At 66.6% G+C, this 23,285-nt stretch carries 18 protein-coding genes and 2 tRNA genes; 17 read left to right on the top strand and 3 right to left on the bottom strand.

What is annotated here, in order from left to right:
* Positions 1-2 precede the first annotated feature (2 nt).
* The 16 genes from nuoI to Q5Z10_RS14945 all read left to right on the top strand — a co-directional run bounded on the left by nuoI (position 3) and on the right by Q5Z10_RS14945 (position 18,161).
* Positions 3-491, top strand: coding sequence for an NADH-quinone oxidoreductase subunit NuoI (gene nuoI / locus Q5Z10_RS15020; RefSeq protein ID WP_042614967.1), 489 nt, complete (start codon positions 3-5; stop codon positions 489-491).
* 9 nt (positions 492-500) lie between these two features.
* A complete protein-coding gene (locus tag Q5Z10_RS15015) occupies positions 501-1,160 on the top strand; it encodes an NADH-quinone oxidoreductase subunit J (protein WP_303636200.1) in 660 nt (219 codons plus the stop codon).
* Complete coding sequence (nuoK, locus tag Q5Z10_RS15010; protein ID WP_033831640.1) at positions 1,157-1,462, top strand: NADH-quinone oxidoreductase subunit NuoK; 306 nt, start codon at positions 1,157-1,159, stop codon at positions 1,460-1,462. The genes Q5Z10_RS15015 and nuoK overlap by 4 nt, the downstream gene beginning before the upstream one ends.
* Before the next feature lie 7 nt (positions 1,463-1,469).
* Entirely contained in the window at positions 1,470-3,641 is a 2,172-nt protein-coding gene (nuoL, locus tag Q5Z10_RS15005) for an NADH-quinone oxidoreductase subunit L (protein ID WP_303636199.1), read from the top strand.
* A gap of 23 nt (positions 3,642-3,664) precedes the next feature.
* Positions 3,665-5,173: an NADH-quinone oxidoreductase subunit M gene (locus tag Q5Z10_RS15000; protein WP_303636198.1), complete on the top strand. Its 1,509-nt coding sequence runs from the start codon at positions 3,665-3,667 to the stop codon at positions 5,171-5,173.
* 36 nt (positions 5,174-5,209) lie between these two features.
* Positions 5,210-6,670, top strand: a complete 1,461-nt coding sequence (gene nuoN / locus Q5Z10_RS14995) for an NADH-quinone oxidoreductase subunit NuoN (RefSeq protein ID WP_303636197.1) — start codon at positions 5,210-5,212, stop codon at positions 6,668-6,670.
* A 127-nt stretch (positions 6,671-6,797) separates the two neighbouring features.
* Positions 6,798-6,874 (top strand) — tRNA-Met (locus tag Q5Z10_RS14990).
* Positions 6,875-6,958: 84 nt separating this feature from the next.
* A tRNA-Met gene (locus Q5Z10_RS14985) sits at positions 6,959-7,035 on the top strand.
* Between the two features lie 402 nt (positions 7,036-7,437).
* Positions 7,438-8,028: a ribosome maturation factor RimP gene (gene rimP, locus Q5Z10_RS14980; RefSeq protein ID WP_303636196.1), complete on the top strand. Its 591-nt coding sequence runs from the start codon at positions 7,438-7,440 to the stop codon at positions 8,026-8,028.
* A gap of 4 nt (positions 8,029-8,032) precedes the next feature.
* A complete protein-coding gene (nusA, locus tag Q5Z10_RS14975) occupies positions 8,033-9,544 on the top strand; it encodes a transcription termination factor NusA (protein ID WP_303636195.1) in 1,512 nt (503 codons plus the stop codon).
* Positions 9,545-9,636: 92 nt separating this feature from the next.
* On the top strand, positions 9,637-12,276 hold the full coding sequence (gene infB, locus Q5Z10_RS14970) for a translation initiation factor IF-2 (protein ID WP_303636194.1): 2,640 nt from the start codon (positions 9,637-9,639) through the stop codon (positions 12,274-12,276).
* 81 nt (positions 12,277-12,357) lie between these two features.
* Positions 12,358-12,741, top strand: a complete 384-nt coding sequence (gene rbfA, locus Q5Z10_RS14965; protein WP_303636193.1) for a 30S ribosome-binding factor RbfA — start codon at positions 12,358-12,360, stop codon at positions 12,739-12,741.
* 112 nt (positions 12,742-12,853) lie between these two features.
* The gene (gene truB / locus Q5Z10_RS14960; protein WP_303636192.1) at positions 12,854-13,762 is read left to right on the top strand and encodes a tRNA pseudouridine(55) synthase TruB; all 909 of its coding nucleotides are present in this window, start codon (positions 12,854-12,856) and stop codon (positions 13,760-13,762) included.
* A 174-nt stretch (positions 13,763-13,936) separates the two neighbouring features.
* Complete coding sequence (gene rpsO, locus Q5Z10_RS14955; protein WP_005410445.1) at positions 13,937-14,197, top strand: 30S ribosomal protein S15; 261 nt, start codon at positions 13,937-13,939, stop codon at positions 14,195-14,197.
* Positions 14,198-14,347: 150 nt separating this feature from the next.
* Entirely contained in the window at positions 14,348-16,456 is a 2,109-nt protein-coding gene (pnp, locus tag Q5Z10_RS14950; RefSeq protein ID WP_303636191.1) for a polyribonucleotide nucleotidyltransferase, read from the top strand.
* A 145-nt stretch (positions 16,457-16,601) separates the two neighbouring features.
* Positions 16,602-18,161, top strand: coding sequence for a winged helix-turn-helix transcriptional regulator (locus Q5Z10_RS14945; protein WP_303636190.1), 1,560 nt, complete (start codon positions 16,602-16,604; stop codon positions 18,159-18,161).
* On the opposite strand, the gene Q5Z10_RS14940 is transcribed toward Q5Z10_RS14945, so the two are convergent.
* The gene (locus Q5Z10_RS14940; RefSeq protein WP_303636189.1) at positions 18,130-19,191 is read right to left on the bottom strand and encodes a serine hydrolase domain-containing protein; all 1,062 of its coding nucleotides are present in this window, start codon (positions 19,189-19,191) and stop codon (positions 18,130-18,132) included. The two genes, Q5Z10_RS14945 and Q5Z10_RS14940, sit on opposite strands and share 32 nt — an antisense overlap.
* Positions 19,192-19,305: 114 nt before the next feature.
* Positions 19,306-20,289 carry a tetratricopeptide repeat protein gene (locus Q5Z10_RS14935; protein WP_303636188.1) on the bottom strand — a complete coding sequence of 328 codons (984 nt, stop codon included), beginning with the start codon at positions 20,287-20,289 and terminating at the stop codon, positions 19,306-19,308.
* A 205-nt stretch (positions 20,290-20,494) separates the two neighbouring features.
* On the opposite strand from Q5Z10_RS14935, the gene Q5Z10_RS14930 reads away from it, so the two are divergent.
* Positions 20,495-21,676, top strand: coding sequence for a glycoside hydrolase family 18 protein (locus Q5Z10_RS14930; RefSeq protein ID WP_303636187.1), 1,182 nt, complete (start codon positions 20,495-20,497; stop codon positions 21,674-21,676).
* Positions 21,677-21,720: 44 nt separating this feature from the next.
* On the opposite strand, the gene Q5Z10_RS14925 is transcribed toward Q5Z10_RS14930, so the two are convergent.
* A complete protein-coding gene (locus tag Q5Z10_RS14925; RefSeq protein ID WP_303636186.1) occupies positions 21,721-23,280 on the bottom strand; it encodes a PepSY-associated TM helix domain-containing protein in 1,560 nt (519 codons plus the stop codon).
* Between the last annotated feature and the right edge of the window lie 5 nt (positions 23,281-23,285).

The raw sequence follows: 23,285 nt of genomic DNA, 5'->3' as shown, positions 1-23,285 counted from the left end.
TGATGAACAGAATTACCCATTACTTCAAGAGCCTGCTGCTGCTCGAACTGCTGGCCGGTCTGTGGCTGACGCTGAAGTACAGCTTCAAGCCCAAGTACACGATGATGTACCCGATGGAGAAGTTCCCGCAGTCGCCGCGCTTCCGTGGCCTGCACGCCCTGCGCCGTTACCCCAACGGTGAAGAGCGCTGCATCGCCTGCAAGCTGTGCGAAGCGGTGTGCCCGGCCCTGGCCATCACCATCGATTCGGCCAAGCGCGAAGACGGCACCCGCCGTACCACCCGCTACGACATCGATCTGTTCAAGTGCATCTTCTGCGGCTTCTGTGAGGAAAGCTGCCCGGTGGACTCGATCGTCGAGACCCACATCCTCGAGTACCACTTCGAGAATCGTGGCGAAAACATCGTTACCAAGCCGCAGCTGCTGGCCCTGGGCGACCGTCTCGAAACCGAGATCGCCGAGCGTCGTGCCGCCGATGCCGCTTACCGCTGAGGTCGAGAGATGGATTGGGTAAATATCGCTTTCTGGGTCTTCGCCATCGCGGCAACGGTTTCGGCCGGTGCGGTGATCAGCGTGCGCAACCCGGTGCACGCCGTGCTGTGCCTGGTGCTGACCTTCTTCTCCATCGCCTGCGTGTGGCTGCTGGTCGGCGCCGAGTTCCTCGGCGTGGCACTGGTGCTGGTCTACGTCGGTGCGGTGATGGTGCTGTTCCTGTTCGTGGTGATGATGCTCGACATCGACCCCACCAAGCTGCGCGAGGGCTGGGTCCGCTACCTGCCGGTCGGCCTGGTGGTGGCGGTGGCGATGCTGGCGCAGATGCTGATCCTGATCGGCGTGAAGGGCAGGGCGGTCAACCCGTTCCCGGCCGACAACGCCGCCGCGCTGGCCGCCGACAGCTCCAACGTCACCTGGCTGGCACGCAGCCTGTTCACCGAGTACCTGCTGCCGTTCGAGTTCGCCGCCGTCATCCTGACCGTGGCCGTGGTCGCCGCCGTCATGCTGACCCTGCGTCGTCGTGAAGGGCTGAAGACGCAGAACCCGTCGCAGCAGACCATGGTCAAGGCGCACGACCGCCTGCGCGTGGTCAGGATGGATGCCGAAACGCCGGTCGTCCACAGCAGCAATCCGCCGGCCGCGGGCGAACAGGAGACCAAGGCATGATCACTCTGGGCCACATCCTGGCGCTGGGCGCGGTGCTTTTCTGCATCAGCCTCGCCGGCATCTTCCTCAACCGCAAGAACATCATCGTCCTGCTGATGTCCATCGAGTTGATGCTGCTGTCGGTCAACATCAATTTCGTCGGGTTCTCGCGGGAACTGGGAGACACGGCCGGCCAGCTGTTCGTGTTCTTCATCCTGACCGTGGCTGCCGCCGAGGCCGCCATCGGCCTGGCGATCCTGGTGACCCTGTTCCGTACACGCCGCACGATCAATGTCGGCGAAGTCGATTCGTTGAAGGGCTGATCCACAGATGGAAATCACTCTCTCCAAGAGTCTGTTGATCGCAGTGGTGCTTGCGCCGCTGTTCGGCAGCATCATCGCCGGCCTGTTCGGTCGCCAGGTCAAGCGCTTCGGCGCGCAGACCATCACCATCCTCGGTGTGGCTGTCAGCTGCGCGCTGTCGATGTACACGCTGTACCAGCTGTTGTGGGGCGGGGCGCAGCCCTTCAACCAGAACATCTACACCTTCTTCGAGGTCGGCCAGTACTCGGCCCATGTCGGCTTCATGGTCGACAAGCTGACCGCGATGATGATGGTGGTGGTGACCTTCGTGTCGCTGCTGGTGCACATCTACACCATCGGCTACATGGAAGAAGACCCGGGCTACCAGCGCTTCTTCAGCTACATCTCGCTGTTCACCTTCTCGATGCTCACCCTGGTGATGAGCAACAACTTCCTGCAGCTGTTCTTCGGCTGGGAAGCGGTGGGCCTGGTGTCGTACCTGCTGATCGGCTTCTGGTTCAAGCGCCCGACCGCGATCTTCGCCAACATGAAGGCGTTCCTGGTCAACCGCGTCGGTGACTTCGGCTTCCTGCTCGGCATCGCCGGCGTGCTGTGGGTGTTCGGCACCCTGGACTACTCGCAGGTGTTCTCGCAGGCCGGCATGCTCGCCGACCCGCGCGCCCAGCTGCAGATCTGGGACGGCACCGTGCTGGGCATGCAGCTGCTGAACGAGCCGGTGATCTGGTCGATCGCCACCGTGATCTGCATCTGCCTGTTCATCGGCGCCATGGGCAAGTCGGCCCAGGTCCCGCTGCACGTGTGGCTGCCGGATTCGATGGAGGGCCCGACCCCGATCTCGGCGCTGATCCACGCCGCGACGATGGTGACCGCGGGCATCTTCATGGTCACCCGCATGTCGCCGCTGTTCGAGCTGTCGCAGACCGCGCTGAACTTCATCCTGTTCATCGGTGCCACCACGGCCTTCTTCACCGGCCTGATCGGCATCGTGCAGAACGACATCAAGCGCGTCGTCGCGTACTCCACGCTGTCCCAGCTCGGCTACATGACCGTCGCGCTGGGCGTGTCGGCCTACTCGGCGGCCGTGTTCCACCTGATGACCCACGCCTTCTTCAAGGCGCTGCTGTTCCTCGGTGCCGGCTCGGTCATCATCGCGATGCACCACGAGCAGGACATGCGTAAGATGGGCGGCCTGCGCAAGTACATGCCGATCACTTTCGTCACCATGTGGATCGGTACGCTGGCCCTGGTCGGTACGCCGTTCTTCTCCGGCTTCTACTCGAAGGACACCATCATCGAGGCGGCCGAGATCCACGCCCACATGCAGAACAGCTGGGTGGCCACCTATGGCTACTGGGCCGTGCTGGGTGGCGTGCTGGTGACCAGCTTCTACAGCTTCCGCCTGCTGTTCCTGACCTTCCATGGCAAGGAACGCTTCCGTGATGCCCATCATGACGACCATGCGCATGACGGTCACCATGACGACGCGCATGCGGCAGATGCCCACCACGGCGATGCGCACCATGACGACCACGGCCATGGCCACGGTCCGCATGAGCCGCACGAAACCCCGTGGGTGGTGACCCTGCCGCTGATCCTGCTGGCCATTCCGTCGATCGCCATCGGTTTCTTCAGCATCGGTCCGATGCTGCACGGCACCGACTGGGCCGGCCACCACGCGCACGCAGCGATCAAGGGCCAGGTCAACACGTTCTTCACCGGCATCGTCGACTTCTACGATCCGGCCAAGAACACCGTGGCCTTCCTGGGCGAGGAGTTCCATGGTCCGGTGGCGTTCGCGCTGCACGGCATGATGCTGCCGCCGTTCTGGCTGACCCTGGCAGGCTTCGTGCTGGCCGCGCTGTTCTACCTGTGGAAGCCGGACCTGTCGGGCAAGGCACGCAAGACCTTCGCCCCGCTGGTGTCGGTGCTGGAAAACAAGTACGGCTTCGACAAGCTGTGGATCGATGGCTTTGCCGGCGGCAGCGTCAAGCTGGGCAAGGTCTCGCGCTGGATCGACAGCAACATCGTCGACGGCGTGGTCAATCTCTCGGCACGTGTTGTGGACGTCGCAGCCGGCGTGCTGCGTCGTACCCAATCCGGTTTCCTCTATCACTACGCCTTCGCGATGATCATCGGCCTGATTGCCCTGCTGGGCGTGCTGATGCATTACCTGCGTTGATGACCTGTACGGAATAAGAAGACGTGTCGAACTGGCCTCTACTCAGTGTCCTCATCTGGCTGCCGATTCTCGGCGGTGCCCTGATCCTTGCGATTCGTGATGCGCAGACCGCCCGTTGGGCGTCGCTGGGCGTCGCGGTGCTGACCTTCGTGGCGAGCCTCTCGCTGCTGAGCGGCTACGACCCGGGCATCGACGCGCTGCAGTTCGTCGAGACCCACGCATGGATCCCGACCTACAAGATCGGCTACAACCTGGGCGTGGACGGCATCGCCGTGGCGCTGATCCTGCTGACCACGCTGGTCAGCGTGCTTGCCCTGATCGGCGCCTGGAGCGCGATCGACAAGCGCGTCAACCAGTACGTTGCCGCCTTCCTGATCCTGGAAGGCGTCACCGTCGGCATCTTCGCCGCGACGGACGCGATGCTGTTCTACGTGTTCTTCGAGGCGATGCTGATCCCGATGTTCCTGATCATCGGTGTCTGGGGTGGCCCGCGCCGCATCTACGCCGCGCTGAAGTTCTTCCTGTACACCTTCCTCGGCTCGGTGCTGATGCTGGTGGCGCTGATCTACCTGTACCTGAAGGGCGGCAGCTTCCAGCTGGCCGACCTGTACGCGCTGCAGCTGTCGGGCAAGGAACAGACCTGGATCTTCTTCGCCTTCCTGATCGCCTTCGCGGTCAAGGTGCCGATGTTCCCGGTGCACACGTGGCTGCCGGACGCGCACGTGGAAGCACCGACCGCCGGTTCGGTGATCCTGGCCGCCATCGCGCTGAAGATCGGTGGCTACGGCTTCCTGCGCTTCAACCTGCCGATCGTCCCCGACGCGTCGCAGGAATGGGCCTGGCTGGTCATCACCCTGTCGCTGATCGCGGTGATCTACGTTGGCCTGGTCGCGCTGGTGCAGGACGACATGAAGAAGCTGATCGCCTATTCGTCGATCGCGCACATGGGCTTCGTCACCCTCGGTACCTTCATCGCGCTGTGGCTGGTGCGTGAGGCCGGCAACGCCGATGCCGCCCGCCTCGGCCTGCAGGGCGCGATGGTGCAGATGATCTCGCACGGCTTCGTGTCCGGCGCGATGTTCTCCTGCGTCGGCGTGCTGTACGACCGCATGCACAGCCGCCGCATCGCCGATTACGGCGGCGTGGTCAACGTGATGCCGTGGTTCGCCACCTTCGCCATGCTGTTCTTCATGGCCAATGCGGGCCTGCCGGGCACCAGCGGCTTCGTCGGCGAGTTCATGGTCATCCTGTCGGCCTTCCAGCGGAATCCGTGGATCGCCCTGGGCGCCGCCACCACCCTGATCATCGGTGCGGCCTACACCCTGTGGCTGTACAAGCGCATCTTCTTCGGCGAAGTGGCCAACAGCCACGTTGCCGAACTGAAGGACATCAACGGCCGCGAATGGCTGGTGCTGGGCGTGTTCGCCATCGGCGTGCTTGCCCTGGGCATCTACCCCAAGCCGCTGACCGACCTGATGGAGCCCTCGATCGCCAAGCTGGCCCTGCAGATCGCCTCCAGCAAGCTGCTCTGACCGGGCCCAACAGCGAATTGATTCCAGGATTTGATAATGACCACCTCGCCGCTGCTGCCACTGACCGCCGCTGACCTGCCGCCGCTCGCTCCCGAGCTGGTGCTGATCGGCAGCGCCTTCGCCCTGATGATCCTTGACCTGTTCGTCAGCGAGCGGAACAAGATCGTCACCCACCTGTTCTCGCTTGCCGCACTGGCCGTGGTGCTGTTCATGCTGGCCACCGGCGTGGGCGGGCAGGGCGAGGTCTTCCATGGCATGTTCGTGCGCGACACCGCGGCGGACGTGATGAAGACCGGGATCGTGCTGCTCAGCGGCCTGACCCTGATCTACGGCTGGGGCTACCTGCGCGAACGCAAGTTGTTCCAGGGCGAGATCCCGGTGCTGATCCTGTTCGGTACCGCCGGCATGATGATCCTGGTCTCGGCCGGCAGCCTGCTGATGGTGTACCTGGGCCTGGAGCTGCTGGCGCTGTGCTCCTACGCGCTGGTTGCCAGCAACCGCGACAGCGGCCTGGCCTCGGAAGCGGCGATGAAGTACATCGTCCTCGGTTCGCTGGCTTCGGGCCTGCTGCTGTACGGCATGTCGCTGATCTACGGCGCCACCGGCAGCCTGCACCTGGATGCCATCCAGGCCGCCATTCCGCATTCGGAAGAGCGCGTGCTGCTGATCACCGGTGCGGTGTTCATGATCGCCGGCGTCGCCTTCAAGCTGGGTGCCGCGCCGTTCCACATGTGGCTGCCGGACGTGTATCAGGGTGCGCCTGCCCCGATCGCGCTGTTCATCAGCTCGGCACCGAAGCTGGCCGCCTTCGGCATGGCCTACCGCCTGCTGGAAATGGGCGTCGGCCCGCTGTCGACCGAACTGAAGCTGCTGATCGCCGGCCTGGCCGCGCTGTCGCTGGTCATCGGCAACCTGATGGCGATCGCGCAGAGCAACCTCAAGCGCATGCTGGCCTTCTCCACGGTCTCGCACATCGGCTTCCTGCTGATGGGCATCGCCGGTGGCGGCGCGCAGGGCTACGCCGCGGCGCTGTTCTACGCACTGGCCTACGCGATCATGTCGACCGCCGCGTTCGGCGCGATCATCGCGCTGTCGCGTGCAGGCTTCGAGGCCGAGAACATCGAAGACTTCAAGGGCCTGAACGCCCGCAACCCGTGGATGGCCGGCCTGGTGCTGTGCATCATGGCGTCGCTGGCGGGCATCCCGCCGTTCCTGGGCTTCTGGACCAAGCTGGCGGTGCTGGGCGCAGCGGTCAATGGCGGCCTGCTGTGGCTGGCCATCCTCGGCGTGCTGTGCGCGGTGGTCGGTTGCTTCTACTACCTGCGCGTCATCAAGGTCATGTACTTCGATGAGCCGGTGGGCGAGGCGATGCCGCGCAGCAACGACCGCGTGCTGGGTGTGGTGCTGGGCGTGAACGCACTGGCGCTGCTGGCGCTGGGCCTGGCCTGGAACCCGATCATGGTCTGGTGTCAGAACGCTTTTGCGCATCTTGCATAAAAGTTGACACAAAGCTGCGCGATTCGTGTAATATGCGCAGCCTGAGTTGTCACTGCAGCGGTTCAGCCAGAACATCGTTGCGGTAGCCCTCCTCGAAAGAGCGGGGCAGCAGTTCAAACACTTCCGGTGCGGGGTGGAGCAGTCTGGCAGCTCGTCGGGCTCATAACCCGAAGGTCGCAGGTTCAAATCCTGCCCCCGCTACCAACACATCGAACGGGCGCCAACCGGTTCGATGAATGAGGAAAGGCTTGCAGGTTTTGAAGTCATGCCTCATAATTCCGCTTCTGATGCGGGGTGGAGCAGTCTGGCAGCTCGTCGGGCTCATAACCCGAAGGTCGCAGGTTCAAATCCTGCCCCCGCTACCAAGTAAGAATGCGCCTTCGAAGTCCTGCTTCGAGGGCGTTTTTCTTTGGGGGTTCCGCCGGATCCGCCGGGCATGGCCCGGCGCTACCACCGCGTGTTGTCCCGGCAGCGCCGGGCCGTGCCCGGCGAGCGCAGCGGTCGGTTCAAGGCGGTCCAAGCCTTGCACCAGTGCGGTGCAGCCGCTATCATCAGCGGCCTAGGCAGTACCCCTGAAGGCGGCCTCCCCACGGGAGACCCGGTCCGGAAGGAGGGCTCGCAACACGCTTACGCAGCGCGTTGCAACCGGAATCCAGTCACCGGAGTCTTTCCGGAAAAAGGGGCCCTGCGGGCCCTTTGTCGTTTCCGGGGCGTCATGTTTTCACGCCGGCCAAGGCCGGCACCCAACCAAGAGATCAAGGCAGGCTGTGAGCGACAAGGCAACCGACATCGCGAATCTGCTCGCCCCGACCGTTGTGTCGCTGGGCCTGGAGCTGCTGGGCGTTGAGTATCTGCCGGCCCCCGGCGGTGCGACCCTGCGCCTTTACATCGACGTGCCGCTGGCCGAACAGCCGGAGCGCATCATCAATGTCGACGACTGTGAGCGGGTCAGCCGCGAAGTGTCGGCGCAGATGGACGTCGAGGACCCGATCAGTGGCAATTACACGCTGGAAGTGTCCTCGCCGGGCGTCGACCGTCCGCTGTTCAACCTCGAGCAGTTCGGCCGTCACCTCGGCGAATCGGCCAAGGTCACCCTGAAGCTGCCGCAGGACAATCGCCGCCGCCTGCAGGGCCGCATCGAGGCGATCGATGAGGCGCAGGGCAGCATCACCTTCATCGTCGACAACGCCGCGCTGGTGGTGTCGGCCGACAACATCGACAAGGCGCGGATCATGCCTGACTGGGTGGCGCTGGGGCTGGCCCCGAGCAAGCCGACCGGTCCGGCGCCGAAGCGTCCGAAGCCGAACAAGAATTCTTCTTCCAACGAGCCGGCGGCAAAGAAGCCGCGCGCGGAGTGAGCCAATGAGCAAGGAACTGTTGCTGGTAGTGGACGCGGTCGCCAACGAGAAGGGCGTGCCGCGTGAAGTGATCTTCGATGCCATCGAGGCCGCCCTGGCCTCGGCAGCGAAGAAGCGCTATCCCGACGAGGAAGTGCTGACCCGCGTGGTCATCGACCACAAGGATGGCAGCTATGAAACCTACCGCCGCTGGGAAGTGGTGGCCGATGACGTGGTCATGGAATCGCCTGATCGCCAGATCCGCCTGATGGATGCCGTCGACGAAGCCGAAGGCGTGGATGTCGGCGACTACATCGAAGAGCAGATCGAGAACCCGGACTTCGGTCGCATCGCCGCCCAGGCCGCCAAGCAGGTGATCGTGCAGCGCGTGCGCGAAGCCGAGCGCCAGCAGGTGGTGGATGCCTGGAAGGATCGCGTTGGCGAACTGATCACCGGTGTGGTCAAGCGCGCCGAGCGCGGCAACATCTATGTCGACCTCGGCGGCAACGCCGAAGGCTTCATTCCGAAGGACAAGGGCATCCCGCGTGACGTCCTGCGTGCCGGCGACCGCGTGCGCGGCTACCTGGCCGAAGTGCGTTCGGAACCGCGTGGCCCGCAGCTGTTCATCAGCCGCGCCGCCCCGGAATTCATGATCGAGCTGTTCAAGCTGGAAGTGCCGGAAGTCGGCCAGGGCCTGGTGGAAATCAAGGCCTGCGCCCGCGATCCGGGCGACCGTGCCAAGATCGCCGTGCTCGCCCACGACCAGCGCACCGATCCGATCGGCGCCTGCATCGGCATGCGCGGTTCGCGCGTGCAGGCGGTGTCCAACGAGCTCAATGGCGAGCGCGTGGATATCGTCCTGTGGAACGAGAACCCGGCCAACTTCGTCATCAATGCGATGGCACCGGCCGAAGTGCAGTCGATCATCGTCGATGAAGACAAGCATTCGATGGACCTGGCCGTTGCCGAAGACCGCCTGGCCCAGGCGATCGGCAAGGGCGGCCAGAACGTGCGCCTGGCCAGCCGCCTGACCGGCTGGCAGCTCAACGTGATGACCCAGGACCAGGTGACCGCCAAGTCCGAAGCCGAGCAGGCCGCGGCGCGCCAGCTGTTCATGGACAAGCTGGAAGTGGACGAAGAGATCGCCGGCATCCTGGTCAGCGAGGGCTTCGGCACGGTCGAGGAAATCGCCTATGTGCCGGTCGGCGAACTGCTGGCCGTCGAAGGTTTCGACGAGGACATCGTCGAAGAGCTGCGCGCACGTGCCCGCGATGCGCTGCTCAATGAGGCCCTGGCGGTCGAGGAAGGCCTGGAAGACGGCCAGCCGGCGCAGGACCTGCTGTCCCTGAAGGGCATGGACGAAGCCACCGCCTACGCGTTGGCCGGCCACGGCGTGCGCACCAGCGAGGACCTGTCCGACCTGGCCGCCGACGAGGTCATGGACTTCGGCATCGAAGGGCTGGACCAGGAGCGCGCCGCGGCGCTGATCCTGGCCGCGCGTGCCGAGGAGATCGCCCGACTGGAACGCGGCGAATGAGCCGGCAATGAACAGGGCCCTGAGCCGATCAGGGCGTAGAATCCGCGCCACCTCCAGATGCGGGGGGGCGCCCACAAGATCATAGGATCCGAATGTCGCAGCAAACCACCATCCGCAAGCTTGCCGAACTGGTCAATACACCGGTCGAAAAACTGCTGGAACAGCTGGCCGGTGCCGGCATGAAGTTCAGCGGTCCCGACCAGGTCGTGACCAGCAGCGAGAAAGTGAAGCTTCTGGGCTTCCTTCGTCGTTCGCACGGCAAGCCCGAGCAGGCCCCGGAAGAGACCGATCAGTCCGCAAAGAAGATCACGCTCAACCGTCGGAAGCAGCAGGAAGTGACGGTCAATTCCGGTCGCAGCAAGACGACCGTGAATGTCGAGGTGCGCCAGAAGCGTACCTACGTCAAGGCTGATGGTGGTCGCGCGATGACCCCGGACGAAGAGCGCGCGGACATCCTGCGCAAGCTCGAAGAGTCGCGTGCGCGCAACCTTGCCGAGCAGCAGGCGCTGGCCGAGAAGGACCGCCTGCGTGACGAGGCCATCGTCCGTGCACGCGAGGAAGAAATCGCCGCCAAGGAGCGTGCCGAGGCCGAGAAGAAGGCGGCCGAGGAAGCTGCGGTTGCCGCCAAGGCGGCCGAGGCGCTGGCCGCCAGCCAGCCCAAGGTGCGCGCGCCGATCGACGAAACCGCGCCGCGCCCGCCGCGCACCCCCGCGGCAGCCCCGGCTGCTCCGCGTGGTGCGCCGCCGCGCAGCGACGACCGCAACAACCGCAGCGCGCCGCGCAACGAGCGTGGCCCGGGCGACCGTTTCGCCGGCCAGATGCATCTGTCGGCCGCCGACCGTGCCCGTCGTGGCAACAGCAACAGCAACAACCGTGGCCGTCCGGGCAGCCGTCCGTCGTCCGGTCGCCGCGACATGTCGCGTGGCGGTGGCAACGCCGGTCCGCACGCCTTCGAGCGTCCGACCGCCCCGGTCGTGCGTGAAGTGGCGATCGGCGAGACCATCACCGTGGCCGACCTGGCGCAGAAGCTCGCGCTGAAGGGCGGCGAGGTGGTGAAGGCGCTGTTCAAGATGGGCGTGATGGCCACCATCACCCAGTCCATCGACCACGACACCGCGGCGCTGGTCACCGAGGAACTGGGCCACAAGGCCATCCGTGCCAACGACAACGATGCCGAAGACGCACTGCTGGCGTCGGCGGGTGAGGCCCAGGGCGAAGCCGTGCAGCGTCCGCCGGTGGTCACCATCATGGGCCATGTCGACCACGGCAAGACCTCGCTGCTGGATTACATCCGCCGCACCAAGGTCGCCACCGGCGAAGCCGGCGGCATCACCCAGCACATCGGTGCCTACCACGTCGATACGCCGAAGGGCGTCATCAGCTTCCTGGATACCCCGGGCCACGCCGCGTTCACCTCGATGCGTGCCCGCGGCGCCAAGCTGACCGACATCGTGGTGCTGGTCGTGGCCGCCGATGACGGCGTCATGCCGCAGACCAAGGAAGCGATCCAGCACGCCCGTTCGGCGGGTGTGCCGCTGATCGTGGCGATCAACAAGATCGACAAGTCCGGTGCCGACCCGATGCGGGTCAAGAACGAGCTGCTCTCCGAGCAGGTCGTGGCTGAAGAGTTCGGTGGTGACATCCAGATGGTGGAGATCTCGGCCAAGACCGGCCTGGGCATCGACGATCTGCTGGACGCCGTCTCGGTGCAGGCCGAGCTGCTGGAACTGAAGGCCGTGGACGAAGGCCGCGCCAACGGCGTGGTCATCGAATCCTCGCTGGACAAGGGCCGTGGCCCGGTCGCGACGGTGCTGGTGCAGCAGGGTCGCCTGAAGAAGGGCGACTACCTGGTGTGCGGCATCCAGTACGGCCGCGTGCGCGCCCTGTTCGACGAAACCGGCAAGCAGCCGGAGTTCGCCGGCCCGTCCATCCCGGTGCAGGTGCTGGGTCTGTCCGGCGTGCCGGAAGCCGGTGACGACTTCGTCGTCGTCGACGACGAGCGCCTGGCCAAGGACGTTGCCCAGCAGCGCGAAACCAAGCGCCGTGAATCGCGCCTGGTCGCCACTGCGGGCAGCCGCATGGAAGACATCATGGCCACCCTGGGCAAGGGCGAGGGCCAGCAGGTCCTCAACCTGGTCATCAAGGCCGACGTGCAGGGTTCGGTGCAGGCCCTGAGCCAGGCACTGGTCGCGCTGTCCAACGAAGACATCCGCATCAACGTGATCCACTCCGGCGTGGGCGGCATCACCGAGTCGGACGCCAATTCGGCGGCCGCTTCGAAGGCCACCGTCATCGGCTTCAACGTGCGTGCGGATGCGTCGGCCCGTCGCATCATTGAATCCAACGGCGTGGACCTGCGTTACTTCTCGATCATCTATGACGTGATCGATCAGGTGAAGCAGGTGGCCTCCGGTCTGCTGGGCGTGGAGATCCGCGAAGAGATCATCGGTATCGCCGAGGTCCGCGACGTGTTCCGCAGCTCCAAGCTGGGCGCCGTCGCCGGTTCGATGGTCATCGAGGGCGTGGTCAAGCGCAACAAGCCGATCCGTGTCCTGCGCGACAGCGTGGTGATCTTCGAGGGCGAGCTGGAATCGCTGCGCCGCTTCAAGGAGAACGTCGAGGAAGTCCGCAACGGTACCGAATGCGGTATCGCGGTGAAGGCCTACAACGACGTCAAGCCGGGTGACCAGATCGAGTGCTTCGAGCGTATCGAAGTGCCGCGCACCCTGTAATGCTGCAAAGGACCGGCCCCTGCGGGCCGGTCCTGTTTCATCCCGTAAACTGCAAGAACGCAACCCATACGAGCCTGACGCGTGCCCAAGACTTTCCATCGAACCGACCGTGTCTCCGCCCAGCTGCGCCGTGAACTCGGCACCCTGGTGCACAACGCCGTGCGCGAGCACGGGTTGCCCTCGGTGAGCGTGTCCGACGTGGAAATCACCCGCGACATGGCCCATGCCAAGGTGTTCGTCACCGCGCTGATGCCGGAACGTTCGGCCGAAGCGGTGAAGGGCCTGAAGGAACTGGCCTGGGGCCTGCGCATGGAACTGGCGCGGGCGATGAAGCTGCGCCACGTGCCCGAGCTGCACTTCCACTACGACGACTCGGTCGATCGTGGCGAGCGCATCGACAACCTGCTGCGCGATCTGCCCGACACGGTCGCCGCCGAGAAGCGCCGCGAAGGCGACGACGAGTAACCGAGCGCCGGGCCGTGCCCGGCGTTGTTCTTTCCGCGCCGCGCTGGGCGATGTCTGATGCAGACCGCGCTGCGCGCCCGCCGGGCATGGCCCGGCGCTACCCGTACCTGTCATGACCCGAATTCAGTTCCGACGCCTGGATGGCATCCTGCTGCTCGACAAGCCGACCGGCATGAGCTCCAACGCCGCACTGCAGGTGGCCCGTTGCCTGTTCCGCGCCGAGAAGGGTGGCCATACCGGCAGCCTGGACCCCTTGGCGACCGGCCTGCTGCCGCTGTGCTTCGGCGAGGCGACCAAGATTGCCGGCCTGCTGCTGGGGTCGGCCAAGGCCTACGACGCCGAGATCGTGCTGGGCCGGACCACCGATACCGATGACGCCGAAGGCCAGCTGCTGCTCGAGCGTCCGGTGCCGGCGATCAGCGCCGAGGCGCTGCAGGCGGCGATCGCGCCGCTGCTCGGCGAGATCCTGCAGCGCGCGCCGATCTATTCGGCGCTCAAGCAGGGCGGCGAGCCGTTGTATGTGAAGGCCCGCCGCGGCGACGCCATCGAGGCGCCCGAACGCCGGGTCCAGGTCCATGCCATCGACGTGCTGGAGCAGCACCCCGAGCGGCTGCGGCTGCGGGTGACCTGTGGTTCGGGCACCTATATCCGCAGCCTGGCCCGTGATCTTGGCGAGACCCTGGGCTGCGGCGCGCACATCAGCGCGTTGCGGCGGTTGTGGGTGGACCCGTTCCGGGCGCCGGCGATGGTGACCCTGGAGCAGCTGCGCGGCCTGCTCGACGCCGGTGACCAAGCGGCCATGGAGGCCCTGCTGCTGCCCGTGGCCGCGGGCCTGTCCGAGTACCCCCGGGTCGACCTCGATGCCGACCAGGCACAGCGCTTCTGCGTGGGCCAGCGCCAGCGCGACCCGGCCTGGCCACGTGGCCTGGTGGCCGTGTACGGACCTGAATCGGCCCTGCAGGGTCTGGGCCAGGTCGACGACAGCGGCCTGCTGGCGCCGCAGCGCCGCTTCAACCTCTGAACGGGGCAGGGCGGTTCAGTCCCGGACCTTGTTCCGGAGGCCCCCGACCGTTACAATTTCGCGGCCGTTTTCCGGCAGCCTGCGCAGGCAGGTTTCATCCCAAGTAGTCCACGGCGAGCCAGGCGGTGCGTGAAAGCGCGTTCCTGCCGGCCACGCATCACAGAGAAAACAGAAATGTCGATCGACACCCAGAAGGTCATTGAAGACAACAAGCGCAGCTCGGCTGACACCGGCTCCCCGGAAGTCCAGGTTGCACTGCTGACCGCCCGCATCGAACTGCTGACCGGCCACTTCAAGACCCACAAGAAGGATCACCACAGCCGCCGCGGCCTGCTGCAGATGGTCAACCGCCGTCGCAGCCTGCTCGACTACCTGAAGAAGAAGGACGTCGAGCGTTACAAGGCCCTGATCGAGAAGCTTGGCCTGCGTCGCTAAGCAACGAATCCCCCGCGGCGCAGCGATGCGCCGCGGTTTTGTTTTGTAGCACCGCAATCCCGATTCAGACCGGAACGATCCGGTCACCCGCTGGCGGCAAGGGTCGCCGACGGTCCAATTCGCAGACAGCATCCCCAAGGACATCCATCCGTGGCAAAAATCACCAAAACCTTCCAGTACGGCAAGCACACCGTCACGCTTGAGACTGGCGAAATCGCCCGCCAGGCCGGTGGCGCCGTCATCGTCAAGTTCGACGACACCGTGCTGCTGGTCTCCGCCGTCGCCGCCAAGAGCGCGCGTGAGGGCCAGGACTTCTTCCCCCTGACCTGCGACTATCAGGAGAAGTTCTACGCCGGTGGCCGCATCCCGGGTGGCTTCTTCAAGCGTGAAGGCCGTGCGACCGAGAAGGAGACGCTGATCTCGCGCCTGATCGATCGTCCGATCCGTCCGCTGTTCCCGGAAGACTACAAGAACGAAGTGCAGATCATCGCCACGGTCATGTCGTTGAACCCGGAAATCGACGGTGACATCCCGGCGCTGATCGGTGCCTCGGCAGCACTGTCGCTGGCCGGTACCCCGTTCAAGGGCCCGATCGCCGCCGCCAAGGTCGGTTACAAGGATGGCCAGTACATCCTCAACCCGACCGTGTCCGAGCTGAAGGAATCGCAGCTGGAGCTGGTCGTGGCCGGTACCGCCAACGCCGTGCTGATGGTGGAATCCGAAGCCGCGCTGCTGTCCGAAGACGTGATGCTGGGCGCCGTGACCTTCGGTCACCGCGAAATGCAGAAGGTCATCAACGCCATCAACGAGCTGACCGTCGAAGCCGGCACCAAGCCGTCGACCTGGGAAGCCCCGGCCAAGAACACCGCGCTGATCAGCGCCGTGCAGGAAGCGGTCGGCGCGCGCCTGGGCGAAGCCTTCCAGGTGCGTGACAAGCTGCAGCGCCGCGACGCCATCTCGGCGATCAAGAAGGACGTGGTCGAGTCCCTGGCCGGCCGCGTTGCCGCCGAGGGCTGGAACCCGGCCGAACTGTCGAAGGAATTCGGCGAGCTGGAATACAGCACCATGCGCAACTCGGTGCTGGACACCAAGGTCCGCATCGATGGCCGTGCGCTGGACACCGTCCGCCCGATCACCGTGAAGACCAGCGTGCTGCCGCGTACCCACGGCTCTTCGCTGTTCACCCGTGGCGAGACCCAGGCCATCGTGACCATCACCCTGGGCACCGCCCGTGATGGCCAGGTGATCGATGCCGTCTCCGGTGAGTACAAGGAAAACTTCCTGTTCCACTACAACTTCCCCCCGTACTCGGTGGGTGAGACCGGCCGCATGATGGGCCCGAAGCGTCGCGAGATCGGCCACGGCCGTCTGGCCAAGCGCGGCGTGCTGGCAGTGATGCCGTCGCTGGAAGCCTTCCCGTACACCATCCGCGTCGTCTCGGAAATCACCGAGTCGAACGGTTCCTCGTCGATGGCCTCGGTCTGCGGTTCGTCGCTGGCCCTGATGGACGCCGGCGTGCCGGTGAAGGCGCCGGTTGCCGGTATCGCCATGGGTCTGGTCAAGGAAGGCGATCGCTTCGTCGTCCTGTCCGACATCCTGGGTGACGAAGATCACCTGGGTGACATGGACTTCAAGGTGGCCGGTACCGCTGAGGGCATCTCCGCCCTGCAGATGGACATCAAGATCGAAGGCATCACCGAAGAGATCATGAAGCAGGCACTGCAGCAGGCCAAGGCCGGTCGTCTGCACATCCTGGGCGAGATGGCCCACGGCCTGACCGCTCCGCGCGAAGAGCTGTCGGACTACGCGCCGCGCCTGCTGACCATCAAGATCCACCCGGACAAGATCCGCGAAGTGATCGGCAAGGGTGGCTCGACCATTCAGGCCATCACCAAGGAAACCGGCACCCAGATCGACATCCAGGACGACGGCACCATCGTCATCGCCTCGGTCAATGCCATCGCTGCGCAGGCCGCCAAGGCCCGCATCGAGCAGATCACCTCGGACGTCGAGCCGGGCCGCATCTACGAAGGCAAGGTCGCCAAGATCATGGACTTCGGTGCGTTCGTCACCATCCTGCCGGGCAAGGACGGCCTGGTCCACGTGTCGCAGATCTCCAGCGAGCGCGTCGAGAAGGTCGGCGACAAGCTGAAGGAAGGCGACGTGGTCAAGGTCAAGGTGCTGGAAGTCGACAAGCAGGGCCGTATCCGCCTGTCGATGAAGGCCGTGGAAGAAGGCGAAGGCGTCAGCGCCGAGTAATCAACGGCGGGTGTCAGCCATGGTTGACACCTCCCCGTTGACATCGCTGGAATGAAAAAGCGGGCTTCGGCCCGCTTTTTCTTTGCCTGTCGTCCTGCATGCAGGATCGCGGCGAGGGGCCGGCAGGGTCGCGTATGCTTCGCCCATGGAGACGCTGCGCCTGCTCGACCTGGAGATCGATCGATCCGCGCAGCGGGTCGAGCGTGGCGGCGTCGTGCTGCCGGTGCAGGGGCTGAGCTGGCGCCTGTTCGAGGTGCTGCTGGCCCACGGCGGCAACGTCGTCGATTTCGACACCCTCGCCGGACAGGTCTGGGCACCGGCGGTGGTCGGCGAGGACGCGATCAGTCAGCGGGTCAAGCTGCTGCGCCAGGCGCTGGGCGATGACGGCCGGCGTCCGCGCTACATCCGCTCGGTGCGGGGGCGCGGCTACCAGCTGTGTGCGGCGCCGGCGCCGCTGCAACCGCCAGCACCACCGCGCCGCCGATTGCGGAGGTGGCCGTGGATCGTCGCTGCCGGCAGCGGGCTGGCGCTCGGCGTCGTCGCGCTGTGGCCGCGCCCCGCACCGCCCAGTCCGGCGCAGACCCTGCTGCAACGCGCGGACTACTACGCCGGCATCGGCCAGGCCAGCAACAACCAGCGCGCGATTGCCCTGTACCGGCAGGCGCTGCAGGTCGATCCCGAGTCCAGTCCGGCGCGTCGGGGGCTGTCACGTGCACTGTCCGCGCAGGGCTGCCTGTTCAACGGCCCGGCCGAGCAGGTGCGCGAAGGCCTGGCGCTGGCCGGGCAGGAGCTGCAGCGGGCACCGGGGCAGGGCGCCACGCACGCGCTGCGCGGGTATGCCTACGACTGCCTCGGGCGGATGGCAGAGGCCATTGCCGACTATGAGCGCGCGGTGGCGCTGGACCCGGGCGACGAGCGCACACGGGCGTCGTTGGCCTACCTGCAGCAGGAGCGCGGCCAGCTGGCACGCGCACTGCGTGACAACCTCGCGCTGAAGGCACCCGAGCGGATCCGTTTCCGCGATGTGCAGGTGGCGCGTGAACTGGAGCTGCTCGGCTTCACCCGCGCGGCGGCACAGCGCCACGCGCGCAATTTCCAGCTGTACCCGGACAACGTATTCGCCAACATCGCCTGGCCGCGCAGCCTCTACGTGGCCGGTGCCATCGAACCGGCGCGGCAGGCACTGGCCGAGGCGATGGCGCGTGGCACGCCGCATCCGCAGCTGCTGCGGCTGCAGGGGGAGCTGGCGCTGCAGGCAGGGGATCGCGCGGCAGCGGCCGATGCGTTCGAACGCGGCCGCCGCTTGCGCCCGCAGCAGTCGCTCGGACAGACCCTGGCCGCCCTGCATGCGCAGCCGGCGGCCTCGCCGGCATGGATCGCCCGGCGCCTGGCGGCGCTGCAGGGGCAGCCCGATGACGGCTGGTCCGATGCAGCGCTGGAACGGGCGCTGCTGCAGCAGGCGGCGGGCGATCCGCAGGCGGCGCTGTCCGCCCTGCAGCAGGCGGTCGACGGCGGCTTTCGCGATGCGGCGTGGCTGCGTGCCACGCCGCTGTTCCTGCCCCTGCATGAGGCGCCGGGCTGGCCGGCGTTGCTGGCGCGGATCGATGCCGATGTCGCCGCGCAGCGCGCCCAGGTGCTGGCCGCCGCGTGGCGCCCGGCCGAGCTGGCTGGCCTCAGCGCAGCGCCGGCAACAGGAACTCGGTGAGGATGCGCCGCGACTGCGGGTGGGCGAAGCTGCGGTTGTAGGCCTGGCTGGTCACCACGGCGACCGCCCGCTGCCGGGGAAGCACGAACACATAGTTGCCTCCGTTGCCGGACATCGCCCAGACCGTCGGTGTGTCCTGGAGGCCGAGTTTCAGGCCCCACCACTGATAGCCGTAGTCGCTGCCGTCACCGGCCTGCGCCTGCGCCCGGGTCATCGCAGCGATGTAGGCCGCTGGCACCAGCTGCCGCCCCTGCCAGCGGCCGCCATCGAGCACCAGCTGTCCGAACCTGGCCAGGTCACGGCTGCGGTAGCGGGTGCCGCCACCGCCCATGCCGATGCCCTCCGGCGAGCGGTTCCAGTGGCTTTGGGCAATGCCCAGCGGCCGTTCCAGTACGCGTGCGGCATAGTCGGCCAGGGCTTCGCCGGTGGCGCGTTCGAGTACTGCACCCAGCACGAACGAATCGGCGGTGCAGTAGGCGAACGCTCGCCCGTGCGGGCTGTCCACGGGGCGCTGCATCCACGGAGCGAACCCCTTCACCGGCAGGGCCAGGGCGAAGTCGCGCCAGTGCTCGGTCACGTACATGCGCTCCTCGTGGCCGGTCGAGAACGGGTTCTCGTCATCGCACTCCCACAGCGTGCTCATGGTCAGCAGATCTTCGACAGTGGTGCCGCGCAGGCGCGGGTCCACCTCGTGGCGGGCGGTGAAGTCGGGGAAGTAGTCGTAGACGCGGGCCTGCAGCCCCGGCAGATGGCCATCGCCGATGGCCGCACCGACCAGCAATGCAGTCACGCTTTTGCTGGCCGAGCGGACGTCGTGCAGGGTGTGGGCATCGGCGCCATTGAAGTAGCCTTCGTAGACCACCGTGCCATCGACCTGCAGCAGCACGCTGCGGATCTGCTTGAGCTCATCGCGGGCGATGGCCTGTTCCAGGGCCTGCAGGCGCGCCGGATCGGGTGCGCGCGGCGCGGCATGGCAGGGGGCGATGCACAGGCCCAGCAGCAGGCCGCAGACAGTCAGGGTCGAACGCATGATCAGGCTCCATCGAAAGGGAGCCCCATGCCGCCACAGCGTGGAATGAAGTGCTGGAAAATCCCCTGAAGAATTCTGAAAGCGCTGTGCTGCAAGGCTTCCGGCGCGTCCGCTTCAGGCTTCGGAATCGTCCTGGCCCAGCCACCAGACCTGGCCCGGCTGCGGCGCCGACAGCGGATGCTCGCGTTGCTCGATGCCCTGCAGCACGCGCCCCGGGGCGGCCGCGGCCCAGCTCGCCATCAGGTGCTGGACCGCCACCCGGCCCTGGGCGGCAATGCCGAGCGAGCGCTCGTCCTGCCAGCCCGCTTCGGCCTCCGCACCGTCATCATCGTGCCGGTGCGGGGTGCCGTAGCTGCAGCGCAGGCACAGGTGGCGGACCGAGTGTGTCCAGTCCTCGACCAGGCCGATGCCGGGCAGCGCCATGCGTTGCAGCGCGGCGATGTCCTCGGCGCTGTCGCACTGCACGAACACCGTGTAGGTGGCCATGTCCGACTGCTGCAGCCGCTGCATGGCATTGAACACCGGAACCTCATGCTCACCGTAGCGCCGGCGCCCGGTGGATGCCCCGTCATGCAGCACGATGTCGCCAAAGCGGAAGCCGCTTTCCGGCAGTGGCACGTTCTCCACCCGCGCGCGCACCGGATCCAGCCGCCGCATGTACACGGTCTCGCCGTCCGACCAGGGGTCCAGGCTCAGGCAGGCGACACCGAAGTTGCCGTCGATGGGACCTTCGGCGTCGTCGATCGCAATGCCGCAGCGACGCCACTGCCGGCGCGCTTCGGTCCAGTCACCGGCACCGGTGGCGGCGATGCCGGCGTTCCATGCCGTGCCCTGGTCGAACTCGTCGCGCAGCTGTTCCGCGCGCAGATTGTCCTGCAGCGAGGCCGGCCAGTCGCGCAGGTATTTGTGGGCCAGTCCCCGCATGTAATGCAGGTAGGCGATGTCGGGCGTGCCGGCAATGAGGTCGCCGAACAGATCTGCGGCCTCCTGCAGCTGGCCGGCATCGAACGCCGCATAGGCACGCGCCTCCAGCGCCTGCAGTTTCTCCAGGGTCGGGTCGTCGGGTCCGGTGAAGCCTGCGTCGGAATCTGCGGTCATGTCCCTGTGCCGATGAAAATCGAGGGACACCTTAGCCCAGGCGGGTACCGGTTTGTCCTGCTGCGCTGCACGCGCACGTCCGATGGGCCACCGCGATGTCGTGTCGACAGGGTGCCCGGCTGTCCACGGGACGACATGCGCGGACATCCGCGCAGGCGGGCAGTGTGTTTGCTACCGTGGCTGCGCCTTCGACCCGGGAGATCCCATGTTCCGCAAGACCGTGGCCCTGCTTGCCGTGCTGACCGCCGCTGCGCTGCCCATCGCCGTGCGGGCCGCGCCGCCCATTTTCGGTGCCTACTACCCCGGTGGTTCCGCCGAGCGTTATCCGGTATCGAGCATTCCGGCTGACCGCCTGACCCATCTGTTCTACGCGTTCTCCACCATCGAAGACGGGCGCTGCGCGGTGGGCGCGGAGGCGCCGGCGAACTTCGCGGCGCTGGCCGAGCTCAAGCGCGCGCACCCGCACCTGCGCACGCTGATCTCGATCGGTGGCTGGGGCGCCGGTGGCTTCTCCGATGCCGCGCTGACCGACGCCAGCCGCAGGCGGCTGGTGGATTCCTGCATGGCGCTGTTCTTCGAACGGTATGCCGGCAGCTTCGATGGCGTGGACCTCGACTGGGAGTTTCCGGTCAGCGGTGGCCCGAAGGAACTGGCGCACCGGCCGCAGGACCGCGCCAATCTGACCCGGCTGGCCCAAGCGTTCCGTGTCGCACTGGATGCCCGCGCGCGCGCGCAGGGGCAGCCGATGCTGCTGACCGCTGCGCTGGCCACCGGGCGGCTGCAGACCGACGGTCCCTACGACCCGGCGGCCAGCTACGACCTGCCTGCGCTGGCCGGGGTGTTCGACTTCATCAACCTGATGAGCTACGACATGGGCACCGGGTTCTCGGCGGTGTCGACCTTCAACGCACCGCTGCACGAGGTGCCGGCCGATCCGCTGGCACCGGCGTTGCGGCGCTGGAACAACGTCGCAGGTGCCGTGCAGTACTACCGCGAGCACGGCGTGCCTGCGCAGAAACTGGTGCTGGGGGTGCCGTTCTATGGGCGCGGCTTCAAGGTCAGCGGTGAATCCAGCGACGGCCTGTTCCAGCCCTACAGCGCACCGGCCGATGCCGGCGACTGGCGGGTGATCAAGGCACGCTACCTCGACCAGCCCGGCTGGGTGAAGCATTGGCAGCCGCAGGCGCAGAGTCCGTGGCTGTACAACGCGGAGCAGAAGATCTTCATCAGCTACGAAGACCCGCGCTCGATCGGCCTGCGCGCGCAGTTCGCCCGCGAGCAGGGCCTGGCCGGCGTCTTCATGTGGGAACTGACCGGCGACGACGAGCAGGCCAGCCTGCTCAACGCGATGCTGGCGCCGTGGCACAAGGCCCGCGTCGGCGATTGACCGGCAAGCGGGCGGGCGAGCGCCGGGTCATGCCCGGCCTCGGCTCACCCGGCCCAGACGCTGTTGGGATCGCCGCTGCGTGCGCGGCGCTGGCTGGCCACCGCCAGCCGCGCGAAGCCGAACGCCATCGCGATCGCCACGGCGTCGATCCAGAACAGCGGCCACTGTCCGCGTGCAGCGGCCCGCCACAGCCAGTCGCCATTGAGCGCGCCGTGCGCCACCGGCACCAGCACGGTGCTCAGCGCCGCCGCCCACAGCAGCTCGCGTGCGCCCTGCGCGGGCCGGCGCCATGCGGCCCACAACGCACAGGCCGCCCAACTGCCGAAGCAGGCCCAGCGGATACCACGGTCGACCGCCGCCGGGGCCACCCGTTCCAGCACCAGGGCGGCCAGGAAGGCGACCGAGATCGCCACGCACAGGCCGATGCAGACGCCGACGGTGGCCCGCGCCATGTTGATCGCCGCGCGCGACTGCTGCGGCTGCCGGCGTTTGCGCCGGGATTCGATCCACAGCAGGTTGCCCGAATAGAACAGGAAGGCGCCCCCCAGGCCGAGCAGGAAGTACAGCCACACCACCACGCCATTGCCGAACTCACCGAAGTGCAGGGCGTAGGCGGCGCTGAGGGTGGCATGGTTGGCGTCGCGCTGGCCCGGCAACTGGCTGGCCAGCAGCGAGCCGGTGGCCACATCCAGTGCCACCGCGCCGAGCGGTCCGAGCGTGCCGCTGGCTTCGCCGGTGATCTCGATGGTGGCATTGGCATCGCCGCCGTTGGCCAGTTTCAGGTAGGCCGGTTCGAAATCGGCCACGCCCTGCGCGCGTGCCACTTCCAGCGCCCGCGCATGCAGCACGCGCAGGCTGCCCGGCGGCGCCGGAACGCCGCTGGCATCGCGCACCGGGGCGGTATCCATGGCGGTCGGTACCGCCTGCAGCACCTTGCCGTCGTAGATCAGCGGGTTGAGCAGCGCCATCTGGATGAATACCAGGCACAGCAGGGCGCCGGTCACCGCGAACATCAGGTGGAAGGGCAGGCTGAGCACGCCGATCACGTTGTGCGCGTCCTGCCACTGCTGCTTGAGGTTGCGGCCCGGGCGCAGTGCGAACAGGTCGCCCAGCAGCTTCGGCAGGTGGATCACCAGGCCGCTGAGCAGGGCCATGCCGTAGAGCAGGCTGACGATGCCCATCACGTACAGGCCGGCCACCGGCAGGCCCAGGCTGTAATGCAGCTCGTTGACCAGCTCGGCCAGCCCGGTCTGCGGTGGCGTGGCACTGCCTTCGGTGTGGCCCGGCCACGCGTACCGCCAGCTGCCGTCGTCGGCCTGCCAGTAGGCCAGCGGCTGCGGGTGGTCGGCCCCCGGGAAGGTCATGCCGACATGGCGACGGGCTTCCGGGTGGGTGGCCAGCACATCGTCGAGCAGGTACTGGGCATCATCCAGGCCCGCCGGCAGCGCCGTGGCCGCACCCGGGGTCTGCCACAGCGGCAGATCATGGTGGAACAGGGTCAGCGCCCCGGCATAGAAGGCCACGAACAGGCCGAAGCCGGCGACCAGGCCGACCCAGGTATGCAGGGTGGTGAACGTGCGCAGGGTCTGCGAACTGAATTTCATGCGTT

This window comes from Stenotrophomonas sp. 704A1, assembly GCF_030549525.1.
In the GTDB taxonomy this organism is placed as follows: Bacteria; Pseudomonadota; Gammaproteobacteria; order Xanthomonadales; family Xanthomonadaceae; genus Stenotrophomonas; species Stenotrophomonas tuberculopleuritidis.
The sequence above is the reverse complement of the archived record's forward strand: the minus strand, read 5'-3'. Positions and strand labels throughout refer to the sequence as shown.

What these genes read in the sequence shown, in the direction of transcription:
- nuoL (WP_303636199.1), top strand. Translation starts at nt 1,470, where the DNA reads ATGGAAATCACTCTCTCCAAGAGTCTGTTGATCGCAGTGGTGCTTGCG.
- Q5Z10_RS14930 (WP_303636187.1), top strand. Translation starts at nt 20,495, where the DNA reads ATGTTCCGCAAGACCGTGGCCCTGCTTGCCGTGCTGACCGCCGCTGCG.
- Q5Z10_RS14935 (WP_303636188.1), bottom strand. Translation starts at nt 20,289, where the DNA reads ATGACCGCAGATTCCGACGCAGGCTTCACCGGACCCGACGACCCGACC.
- Q5Z10_RS14945 (WP_303636190.1), top strand. Translation starts at nt 16,602, where the DNA reads ATGGAGACGCTGCGCCTGCTCGACCTGGAGATCGATCGATCCGCGCAG.
- rpsO (WP_005410445.1), top strand. Translation starts at nt 13,937, where the DNA reads ATGTCGATCGACACCCAGAAGGTCATTGAAGACAACAAGCGCAGCTCG.
- Q5Z10_RS15015 (WP_303636200.1), top strand. Translation starts at nt 501, where the DNA reads ATGGATTGGGTAAATATCGCTTTCTGGGTCTTCGCCATCGCGGCAACG.
- nusA (WP_303636195.1), top strand. Translation starts at nt 8,033, where the DNA reads ATGAGCAAGGAACTGTTGCTGGTAGTGGACGCGGTCGCCAACGAGAAG.
- truB (WP_303636192.1), top strand. Translation starts at nt 12,854, where the DNA reads ATGACCCGAATTCAGTTCCGACGCCTGGATGGCATCCTGCTGCTCGAC.
- nuoK (WP_033831640.1), top strand. Translation starts at nt 1,157, where the DNA reads ATGATCACTCTGGGCCACATCCTGGCGCTGGGCGCGGTGCTTTTCTGC.
- Q5Z10_RS14940 (WP_303636189.1), bottom strand. Translation starts at nt 19,191, where the DNA reads ATGCGTTCGACCCTGACTGTCTGCGGCCTGCTGCTGGGCCTGTGCATC.
- nuoN (WP_303636197.1), top strand. Translation starts at nt 5,210, where the DNA reads ATGACCACCTCGCCGCTGCTGCCACTGACCGCCGCTGACCTGCCGCCG.
- nuoI (WP_042614967.1), top strand. Translation starts at nt 3, where the DNA reads ATGAACAGAATTACCCATTACTTCAAGAGCCTGCTGCTGCTCGAACTG.
- infB (WP_303636194.1), top strand. Translation starts at nt 9,637, where the DNA reads ATGTCGCAGCAAACCACCATCCGCAAGCTTGCCGAACTGGTCAATACA.
- Q5Z10_RS14925 (WP_303636186.1), bottom strand. Translation starts at nt 23,280, where the DNA reads ATGAAATTCAGTTCGCAGACCCTGCGCACGTTCACCACCCTGCATACC.